Origin of the sequence: Streptomyces pathocidini (assembly GCF_001418495.1) — a bacterium.
Classification (GTDB): domain Bacteria; phylum Actinomycetota; class Actinomycetes; order Streptomycetales; family Streptomycetaceae; genus Streptomyces; species Streptomyces pathocidini.
The window spans coordinates 1-9,636 of the sequence record NZ_LIQY01000100.1 but is presented as its reverse complement, the minus strand read 5'-3'; the positions used below and the strand labels follow the sequence as shown (position 1 = coordinate 9,636).

Genomic DNA, 9,636 nt, shown 5'->3' with positions numbered 1-9,636 from the left:
TCGAGGGCGGGTTCGGGTACGTGGCCGGGTCCGGCTTCGGGTCCGGGTCCGGGTCCACCGCCGGCTTCGGGTCCGCGGCCGGATTCACGTCCGCGGCCGGGGGCCTGGGCCGTCTCCGCGACGACGGCGGCGACCAGGCCGGGGTGCGGCCCGGCGACGGCACGGCCGACCAGCGCGGCCTCGACGCCGGGCAGGCGTACGGGGAGGGGGCCGCATCCGGACACCACGACGCACGCCTCCCGGATGAGGCCGCCGCCGACCCGCAGCCCCAGGCAGACCCCGGCGACGGGGTAGCCGGTGCCGCCGCGCGTGCACAACTCGCTGAACTCGTGGGCGAGTCCGCCGGTGCGGGGGAAGACGACCTCGGTCACCACCTCGTCCGGCGCACGGACGGTGGTTCCGGGGCCGGTGGCGAACCCGGCCGCGGGAATGGACCGCACACCGCGCACCGACCGCAGCACCACGTCGGCGCCGAGGGCGACCGCGACCGCGGGCAGTTCGGCGGCCGGGGCCGCGTGGCACAGCGAACCGCCCAGCGTGGCGCGCGTCCGGATGTGCGGGTGGGCCACCAAGGCGGCTGCGGACACCAGTACGGGGAGGGCGGCGGCCAGTCCCCCGTGCCGCTCCAGGTCGCGCAGTCTGGTCATCGCGCCGACCCTGACCCGGTCGGGGCCGATGTCGACCCCGGCGAGGCCGGGAACCCCGTTCAGGTCCACGACCGCGTCCGGGCGCACCTCGCGGCGGGTGAGCAGCGGGACCAGGCTCTGCCCGCCCGCCAGCGGCGCCACGCTCCGCCCGGGGGCATGCAGCGCGCGCAGGGCTGCGTCGAGGGTCGTGGGCGCGGTGTAGTCGAACGCGACGGCTGTCACGCGGGCGTCCCCTCCTGCACGGCGGAGCGCACCAGGGCGGTGGCCGCCGAGGGGGTCAGGGCGCACAGCGCGTCCAGGACCGTGGCGTCGAGCAGCGCGCGCCCTCCCGTGCGTTCGGACACCAGCAGCAGCCGCGCGCCGTTGCCGGTCGGGTGCAGCAGGACGGCGACGGACGCCGACTCGCACGAGACCCGGCACAGCAGGATGTCCTCCGGGTGTGCGGCCTCGGAGGGCGCCTCAGAAGATGACGGAGAGCTGTTCATGGGTGGCGACCTCCACATCGAGCAGGACACGCCTGCGCAGCAGCACCCAGCGCCCGTGGCGCCGGCGGAGCAGGTCCTGGCGCGCGGCGCTGACGAGCACGGTGTGCTCGGTCCCCCGGTTGCCGGTGACCAGCAGGTTGGCGTCGGCCCGCACCACCCCGGAGGCGGGTGCGGCGAACACCCGCACCGAGCCGAGGAAGTGGCGCGTGGTGGTGGCGGGCCGGTCCGACCACGCCTGGAGCAGTCCGGCCCGGCCGAACTTCAGCTCGAGCACCCGCTTGGTGGCCTCGAAGAGAACGGCGGACGGGCTGTGCCGGGGCAGCACGGGGTCCTCTCGCAGCAGCGGCACCGGGATCTCGTAGCGGAACGCGGGATCGAGCGTGTCCAGCCAGGCCTGGTGCTCGCCCTCGTCCAGCGCGGCGCTCTCCTCCGTGAGCACGGCGGTGATCTCCGGGTCGAGGCCAGGGAGTCGGGCACCGCGGTCGGGGAACGGGCCGTCGGTCAGTTCCTCCGGGCAGGTGGCGGGCCGCGCCGGCGGGCGGGGGTCCGGTCGGCCGATCACGGCAGCTCCCCCACGAGTTCGGACCAACGCCGGTAGAAGGCCCGCTGGTTGTGTTCGCTGAGGGTGGCGACCTCGGCCCGCGCCGGGCCCGGGAAGCCCCGCGCCGGGACGCCCAGGCCCGCGCCGAGGGTCAGGTCCACCGGTCCTCCCCGCCCCGGCGCCGAGCGGGCCAGGGCGGCGTCGATCCGGGCGAAGTTCTCGAAGTCGTCCATCTCGAAGAGGATGCCGCCCGCCGATTGAGTACGGGCCTGGAAGCGGTAGGAGCGGCGGCGCCAGTCCTGGTCCATCGCCGTGGGCACGAGCGTCCAGTACAGGCACTCGGTCTCGCGGGCGCTGACCGGTACGTGGGCGCGGACCACCAGGTAGCGGGTCAGCGGATCGGTGTCCTCGCCCACCGCGCGGTCGTGCGCGACGCTGAGGAACACGGTGTTGGGGAACACCACTCCGTGCGCGACCTCGCAGTGCGAGGTGAACCGCACCTGCTCCGGGGACTGCGCCGCGGCCAGTTCGGCCCACCGCTCGGGAGGATAGCCGGGGAACTGCGGGTCGGCGGGATCCCTGTCCTCGAGGGAGCGCCCGCTGCCGAGGACGTAGCCCGCGCGTACGCTGTGCCCGCCCCGGGTCGCGATGTTGACCGCCAGGAGGTCGGTTCCCGCCCGCCCCCGGGTGCCGTCGGCCAGGGTGTCGCCGTAGATCCCCTGGTCGAGCGCGATCCGGTGCGTGGTCCGCATGTGGTATCCGTCGCCCGCGAAGTTGTCCGTGGGGATCTTCCAGTTCCCTTTGGTGCGCACCCGCTGCGGCGGGCCGCAGACCTCCCACTCCCCCGCCCCGCAGTCGAGGAGGGCGTCGAGGTACCAGGCGATCTCGCCGAGGTAGTCCTCCAGTTCGGGAGCCGCCGCGTCCCAGGTGGCGAACAGGAACCCCCGCCGGCACGCCACGCGCGCGGCGGGCAGGCCGTGCTCGGCGCGGTCGAAGTCCGGCGCGTAGCCCGACCGGAGGGCGGGCACTCCGACCAGTCTGCCGTCGTTGGCGAAGGTCCATCCGTGGTAACTGCACCGCAGGTGCGCGGTGTTGCCCAGGCTCGCGCGGCACAGGCGGGTGCCCCGGTGGGTGCACGAATTGTGCAGCGCGCGTACTTCACCGTCCTCCCCGCGTACGACGACGACCTCGTCCCGGCCGAGCACGCGCACGATGTAATCGCCCGGCTCACGCACCTCGCCGGCGAACCCGATGAATTGCCAGGACGGATGGAAAACGCGATCGTACTCGATGTCGAGAACGTCGCTGTCAATAAATGCACGACGGCCGATAGTGCGCACGAAATCATCGGCTCCAAACGACACAGATCCCTCCTGGAGGGCAATTCCGCGACAGGGCGAACCGCACCGCGCGTTCCGGGACCGCCATCACCGGACATCACGGAGCACGACAGCGCCGCGAGAACAGGCATTCGCGCGGGGCCCGCCGAGCAGCCGCGTAGGAAGATCTCCTGCGGGACGAGGGCACCGGGTCCCGCCAGACCGCGGAGTGCCGCTCGTCGGTGAACCAGCCGGCCTGGTGCTACGCCGCGGCAGCGGCGGGCACCCGTTCTCGCGGGCCGGCAGCAACCCCAAGCTAAGCGCGCGGACTTCGGCGCGCAAGGCCCTTCCCGGCCGCCGCGGGCCGGTCGGGGCCCGTGATTCAGCCGGAAACCAAGCCCTCCGGTAGCGGTATCCGGCCCCCGGCAACTCCAGCCCGCGTCCCGCCGGGCGACCCAGGCGCCGTGCCCGGCAGCGCTCTCGACATCGGTGCCGAGCCCATCCATCCCCTGACGGCGCCCCGCGAGGCGATTCCGGAAGGCCTGCCGGCCGTGGCCGAAATACCGCCCCGCGGGCATCCATATTTAGCCCGGAACTCAAAAGGGAAAACCGGACTCCAGCTCCTTGAGCTGCCGTCGAAAACTGCCCTACGGTGAAACCGAAAGAGCCTCCTATTCGCACTCCGGCAACTTCGCGCTCCGGCCACAGGAGTGCGCCAGCAGCTGCCACCGACTTATCGGGAGTCCCTGCCTTGTCACCCGGCCTCGCATCCGTCGACGACTTCTCCCACAACCAGTTCCGGTACATCGAGGACCCGTTCCCCTTCTACGCGCTGATGCGCGAGCGCAGCCCGGCCCGCCTGTCCGGCACGATCTTCGGCGGCACCTGGCTGATGTTCCGGTACGCCGACTGCGCACGCCTGATGCAGGACGAGCGGTTGTCCAACGCCCGCTCGGCGGTCCCGCTGCGCTTCCTCCCGCCCGAGCAGCGCGAGGAGTTCGCGGACATGCTCGACATCTACGGGCGCTGGCTGGCGTTCCACGACGGCACCGAGCACACCCGCAACCGCCGGCAGGCCAACCGGGGCTACGTGCCGTTCACCGACGCGTACCTCGAACCGCGCATCCAGGCCCTCGTGGACGGGCTGCTCGACCGGCTCGACCCCACCGGGTTCGACCTCATATCGGAGTTCGCCTTCCCGCTGCCCGCGATGGTGATCGCCGATGTGCTCGGTGTCCCGGTCGAGGCGCACGCCGACCTCAACCGCTGGACCGACGACATCGCGCACCTCTTCGGCTCGACCTCGGTCTCGGTGGAGCACCTGCGCCGGACCCGGGAGAGCACCCGGCAACTCGCCGACTTCCTGGCCTCCGAGGACAACGCGCGCCGCTCGCGCGCCGAGGGCGGGCTGCTGCACCAGTTACGGGAGATCGAGGTACGCGGGCACCGCTTCTCCGAGCGCGATGTGGTCGCGCAGGCGGCGCTGCTGCTGTTCGCGGGCGTGGCGTCCATCCGGTACCTGATCGGCAACAGCGTGCACGCCCTGGACGCCGTGTCCCCCGCCGATCGGGAACTGCTGCTGCACCCCGGCACGGCAAGGCCCGCCGTCGAGGAACTCCTGCGCGTGTGTACGCCCGTCTCGTTCGTCGGGCGGGTCGCGGCCGAGGATTTCGAGTACACCGCTTCCGACGGGACCGCCGTCCCGCTGCGCGAAGGGCAGCCCCTGCTGCTGTACGTGGCCTCGGCCAACCGGGACCCCGAAGTCTTCGAGCGGCCGGACGAGTTGGTCCTGGACCGGCCGCTGCCCAACCGGCACCTCACCTTCGGTGTCGGCAGGCACCTGTGCTTCGGCGACCCGCTCGTCCGCCAGACGACCCGGATCGCGCTGAGCTCCCTGTACCGCAGATGGCCGGGGCTGCACGTACCGCCGCAGGAGGCCAACTGGAACAACAACCTCGGTTTCCACGGCTTCACTTCGCTCCGGGTCACCGGCGAGGCGCCCGAGCACCGGAGATGACCTCACAGCAGCGCGTTCCGAGCACCGACCGGCCGAGCCACCAGGAGAACACCGCCTTGAGCGCACCCACCGTTCGCAATGTCGTCGACGGCAAGCGGGTCGAGCCCGCGGAGGGCACCGAGCACACCGAGTTGCTCGACCCGTGCACGGGCGAAGCGCACCTGCGCGCGCCGTGTACCGGAGCCGAGGACGTCGACCGCGCCGTGCGCGCGGCCGCCTCGGCCTTCCGCGGATGGTCCAGGACCACACCCGGCGAACGCCAGGCCGCGCTCCTGGAGCTGGCCGACGCCGTCGCCGGACGGGCCGGCGAACTCGGCGAGGCCGAGCTCCGCGACACCGGAAGCCGGGACGCCGCGGGCGAGATCGGCGGGATCGTCGACGAACTGCGGTTCTTCGCCGGTGCCGCCCGGCTGCTCGACGGCGTGGCGGGCGGCGAGTACGCGCCGGAGCACACTTCCTACACCAGACGTGAGCCGGTGGGAGTCTGCGCGCAGCTCGCCCCATGGAACTTCCCGCTGCTGATGGCGGTGCTGAAGTCGGCCCCGGCGATCGCCGCCGGGAACACCGTCGTGCTCAAGCCCGCGCAGACCACCCCCTCCTCGGCGCTCCTGCTGGCCGACCTCGCCGCACGCATCCTGCCGCCGGGCGTGCTCAACGTCGTCTGCGGCGGCCCCGACACAGGGCGGCTCATGGTCGAGCATCCGGTGCCCGCCGCGGTCTCGCTGACCGGGTCGGTGGCGGCCGGTGTGGACGTGGCCACCCGCGCCGCCGCCACGCTCAAGCGCACCCATCTCGAACTGGGCGGCAAGACCCCGGTCCTCGTCTGCGCCGACGCCGACGTCACGGAGGCCGCGCGGACCATCGTCACCGGGGCGGTCGCCAACGCGGGGCAGGACTGCACGGCCGCCAGCCGGGTCCTGGTGGTCGACTCGGTGCACGACCTGGTACTGGAGGCCCTCGTCGCGGAGGCATCGGCGCGGCGCCCCGGACCGCCTTCGGACCCCGGCAGTTCGTACGGGCCGCTGAACAACCCCGCACATCTGACGCGCGTTCAGGGCTGCGTCGACGCACTGCCGCCGCACGCGCGAGTGGTCACGGGTGGCCACCGCGTGGGCGACCGGGGGTTCTTCTACGCTCCCACCGTCGTCGCGGGGGTGCGGGAGGACGACGCCGTCACCCGTACGGAGATCTTCGGACCCGTGATCACCGTCGAACGGTGCGCCGGCGAAGGGGATGCCCTGCGGCGGGCCAACTCCTCGCCGTACGGGCTCGCTTCAGCCGTATGGACGACCGACCACCGCAGGGCGATGCGGCTTTCGAGGGAGTTGGACTACGGCACGGTCTGGGTCAACACCCACTTGCAGTTCCCCTCGGAACTGCCGCACGGCGGCTTCCGCCAGTCCGGCCACGGCAAGGACCTCTCCCGGTACGGCTTCGAGGCGTATACGCGGATCAAGCAGGTGACACATCGTCTGTAATGTCCCGCTGTACAGGAATACGCAAGGACAACGCGGGCGGTCGGCAGGACACCGGGCAGGGGCCAGGGCTGCCGACCGGCCGCAGAACATCGCGGAGTTGGGAGATCGTGGAACGTTCCGCTGGCGTTTTCGCGCCGCAGTGGCGGCTCACCAGCATCGGCATCGCCGTCGCCATCAGTCTTTTCGCGTTCGAGGGCATAGCGGTCGCGACCGCCATGCCCTCGGCGGTGCGCGACCTCGACGGGCTCGCCTTCTTCGGCTGGCCCTACAGCGCCTTCCTGGTCATGAACCTGGTGGGCCTCGGCGTGGCGGGCCAGTGGTGCGACCGCGTCGGGCCACGCAGGCCGCTGCTCACCGGCATCGCCGTCTTCACCGTCGGACTGGTGACGGCGGGATCCGCCGGGCACATGGCGGTGTTCGTCCTCGGCCGGGGCGCGCAGGGCATCGGCGTCGGGCTGGCCTCGATCGCGGTGTTCCAGATCGTGGCCATCGCGTACCCCCCGCACCTGCGCCCCAAGGCGCTGGCCATCATCTCCGCGGCCTACGTCCTGCCGGCACTGGTCGGTCCGATCGTCTCGGGCATGATCACGGCACACGTCGGGTGGCGCTGGGTGTTCCTCGGCCTGGTGCCGCTGGTGCTGGCCGGCGGGGTGACGCTGCTCCCCGCCCTGCGCACCTCGCCGGCGCCGGGCCGCACCTCCGCGCGCGGGTCCCGCAAGCCCTTGTTCGCGCTGCTCGCCGGGGCCGGCGTCGTCGTCGTCCAGTCGGCGGGCAACGCCCTTGTCGCCGGGCGGACAACGCTGGCGGTGCTGCTGCTCGCGGTGGGTCTGCCGGCGCTGGGGGCGGGGCTGCGGGAGCTGCTGCCCCGGGGTTCGGTGCGCCTGCGCCGGGGCGTACCGGCCGTGGTCGCGGTGCGCGGCCTGCTGGCGGGGGCGTTCTACGCCGTGGAGTCCGTCGTGCCGTTGACCCTTGTCACGCTGCACGGTTTCGGGACCGTGGCGTCGGGGCTGCCCCTGCTGGCGGGCGCCCTCGGCTGGTGGGCGGGGGCTCAGGCGCAGGGCAGGATCGTCAAGGTCGCCAGGCCGTCGCTGCTGCGCTGGGGTCTCACCGCCCTGGCGTGCTGCTTCGTCGGCATGGCGGCCCTGTGCCTGCCGGGGGCACCGGGGTGGCCGGTGTACGTGCTGTGGATCCTGGGCGGGCTGGGCATGGGCGTGTGCGTCCCCACCACCGGCGTACTCGTGCTCGACCAGTCCGCCGAGGACGAGACGGGGGCCAACTCCTCGGCCCTGCAGATCAGCGACGTGACCGCGGCCGGGCTGGGCACGAGCGCAGCCGGGGTCCTCGTGGGCGCCACCGCGGCCGGGAGCCTGGGGTTCGGCGCCGGGATGGCGGTGCTGGGCGTGGCGGCGGCGGCCGGCTGCGCCGCCGCCGCGGTGGGGGCCTCGCGCACCGCCCCGGTGGGTGAGCGCACCGCGGTGGGGCTGAACCACCCGGCCCCGTGACGGACGAAATCGCGTGGCGCGTCCGGCTCGTAGGTCGCTAGCATGTCCCGCATGTCGACTCCGCGAGTTTCCTAGCGACCCCACCCCTTCTCAGGGGACAGGTGTGTCGCCAGGAACTCACGGAGAGTCATTCTTTTGATCACTGTACGCAATGTCGATGTGCGCGTCGGCGCACGTCTGCTGCTGTCGGACGTCAACTTCCATATCGCCCCCGGTGACCGGGTCGCCCTCGTCGGGCGCAACGGGGCGGGCAAGACGACACTCATGCGCACGCTGGCCGGCGGGCTGCGGCCCGCCGGCGGGACCATCAGCGCGACCGGACCGGTCGGGTACCTCGCGCAGGATCCGCGCGGAGCCGACCAGGACCAGACAGTCACCGACCGGGTCCTGGCCGCCCGCGGCCTCGACCGGGTCACGGCCGCGCTGCGCGCCGCCGAGACCGCCATGGCCGAAGCCCGGTCGGACGCCGAGCGGGACCGGGCCATGCGCGCCTACACCAGGGCGCAGGACGAGTTCGAGGCCCTCGGGGGCTATGCGGCGGAGGCCGTCGCCGCACAGGTGACCGCGGGGGTCGGGCTGCCCGGCCGGGTGCTGTCGCAGCGGCTCGGCGAGCTGTCCGGCGGGCAGCGCAGAAGGGTCGAGCTGGCGAGAATCCTGTTCGCCGAGCAGGACACGCTGCTGCTGGACGAGCCGACCAACCACCTCGACGCCGACTCCATCGCCTGGCTGCGCGACTTCCTGTCAAGGTTCCCGGGCGGGCTGCTGATGATCAGTCACGACACCGACCTCGTCGCCACCGTGGCGAACCGGGTCTTCCAACTCGACGCCGACCGGCTCGCGATGGACGTCTACAACACCGGTTGGCGGCGCTATCAGACCGACCGCGAGGCGGCCGAGCGCAGGAGGACCAGGGAGCGCGCCAACGCCGAGCGCAAGGCGGCGGCGCTGCGGGCGCAGGCGCAGAAGATGCGCTCGCACGTGGCCACCGCGGTGGCCGCGCGGAACATGGCCCGCCGCGCGGACACCATGTTGCGGGACCTGGAGCCGGCGCGCCGGGCCGAGCGGGTGGCGCGGGTGCGGTTGCCCACCCCGGAGCCCTCCGGGCGGGTCCCGCTGGCGGCGGTCGGGTTGGCCAAGGCGTACGGCGAGCACAGGGTCTTCGACGGCATCGACCTGGCCGTCGACCGGGGCAGCCGGCTGGTCGTGCTGGGGCTCAACGGCGCGGGCAAGACCACGCTGCTGCGCGTCCTGGCGGGCGAACTCCGGCCCGACCGGGGGCGGGTGGTGCCGGGGCACGCCCTGCGTCTGGGGTACTTCGCGCAGGAGCACGACACGCTCGATCCCGCCGCGACGGTGTTCGAGTCGCTGTCGTCCGCCGCCCCGAAGCTGACCGGCGGCGAGGTACGGCAAGTGCTCGGCGCCTTCCTGTTCCGCGGCGACGACGCCGGCAAGCCCACCGGGGTGCTCTCCGGCGGCGAGAAGACCCGGCTGGCGCTGGCGTGCCTCGTGCACTCCGGCGCGAACGTGCTGCTGCTCGACGAACCCACGAACAACCTGGACCCGCTCTCCCGCAAGGAGGTCCTGGCGGCCGTGGGCGAGTACCCCGGCGCGGTCGTCATGGTCACCCACGACCGCGGCGCGGTGGAG

8 protein-coding genes are annotated in these 9,636 nt (G+C 73.0%); 4 read left to right on the top strand and 4 right to left on the bottom strand.

The features are described from left to right. The 4 genes from AOK16_RS06600 to AOK16_RS06585 form a co-directional block, all read right to left on the bottom strand. A partial coding sequence (locus AOK16_RS06600) for an FAD binding domain-containing protein (RefSeq protein WP_055471282.1) occupies positions 1–869 on the bottom strand: 869 nt, incomplete at its 3' end. After that, complete coding sequence (locus tag AOK16_RS27385; RefSeq protein WP_055471281.1) at positions 866–1,132, bottom strand: hypothetical protein; 267 nt, start codon at positions 1,130–1,132, stop codon at positions 866–868. The genes AOK16_RS06600 and AOK16_RS27385, both read right to left, overlap by 4 nt. Then, positions 1,107–1,694: an aromatic-ring-hydroxylating dioxygenase subunit beta gene (locus tag AOK16_RS06590; protein ID WP_055471280.1), complete on the bottom strand. Its 588-nt coding sequence runs from the start codon at positions 1,692–1,694 to the stop codon at positions 1,107–1,109. Before AOK16_RS06590 ends, AOK16_RS27385 begins: the two co-directional genes overlap by 26 nt. Further along, a complete protein-coding gene (locus AOK16_RS06585) occupies positions 1,691–3,013 on the bottom strand; it encodes an aromatic ring-hydroxylating oxygenase subunit alpha (protein ID WP_157859126.1) in 1,323 nt (440 codons plus the stop codon). Before AOK16_RS06585 ends, AOK16_RS06590 begins: the two co-directional genes overlap by 4 nt. Before the next feature lie 730 nt (positions 3,014–3,743). Between AOK16_RS06585 and AOK16_RS06580 the strand changes: the two genes are divergently transcribed. The 4 genes from AOK16_RS06580 to AOK16_RS06565 form a co-directional block, all read left to right on the top strand. Next, entirely contained in the window at positions 3,744–5,009 is a 1,266-nt protein-coding gene (locus tag AOK16_RS06580) for a cytochrome P450 (protein WP_055471278.1), read from the top strand. Continuing rightward, positions 5,006–6,487, top strand: coding sequence for an aldehyde dehydrogenase family protein (locus AOK16_RS06575; protein WP_079101121.1), 1,482 nt, complete (start codon positions 5,006–5,008; stop codon positions 6,485–6,487). The genes AOK16_RS06580 and AOK16_RS06575 overlap by 4 nt, the downstream gene beginning before the upstream one ends. A 107-nt stretch (positions 6,488–6,594) precedes the next feature. Then, complete coding sequence (locus AOK16_RS06570) at positions 6,595–7,989, top strand: MFS transporter (protein WP_205627640.1); 1,395 nt, start codon at positions 6,595–6,597, stop codon at positions 7,987–7,989. Between the two features lie 135 nt (positions 7,990–8,124). After that, positions 8,125–9,636: ABC-F family ATP-binding cassette domain-containing protein (locus tag AOK16_RS06565; RefSeq protein ID WP_055471283.1), on the top strand; the 1,512-nt coding region annotated here is incomplete at its 3' end.

Excerpts from the sequence above, each read along its gene's own strand:
- AOK16_RS06575 (WP_079101121.1), top strand. The coding sequence starts at position 5,006 with ATGACCTCACAGCAGCGCGTTCCGAGCACCGACCGGCCGAGCCACCAG.
- AOK16_RS27385 (WP_055471281.1), bottom strand. The coding sequence starts at position 1,132 with ATGAACAGCTCTCCGTCATCTTCTGAGGCGCCCTCCGAGGCCGCACAC.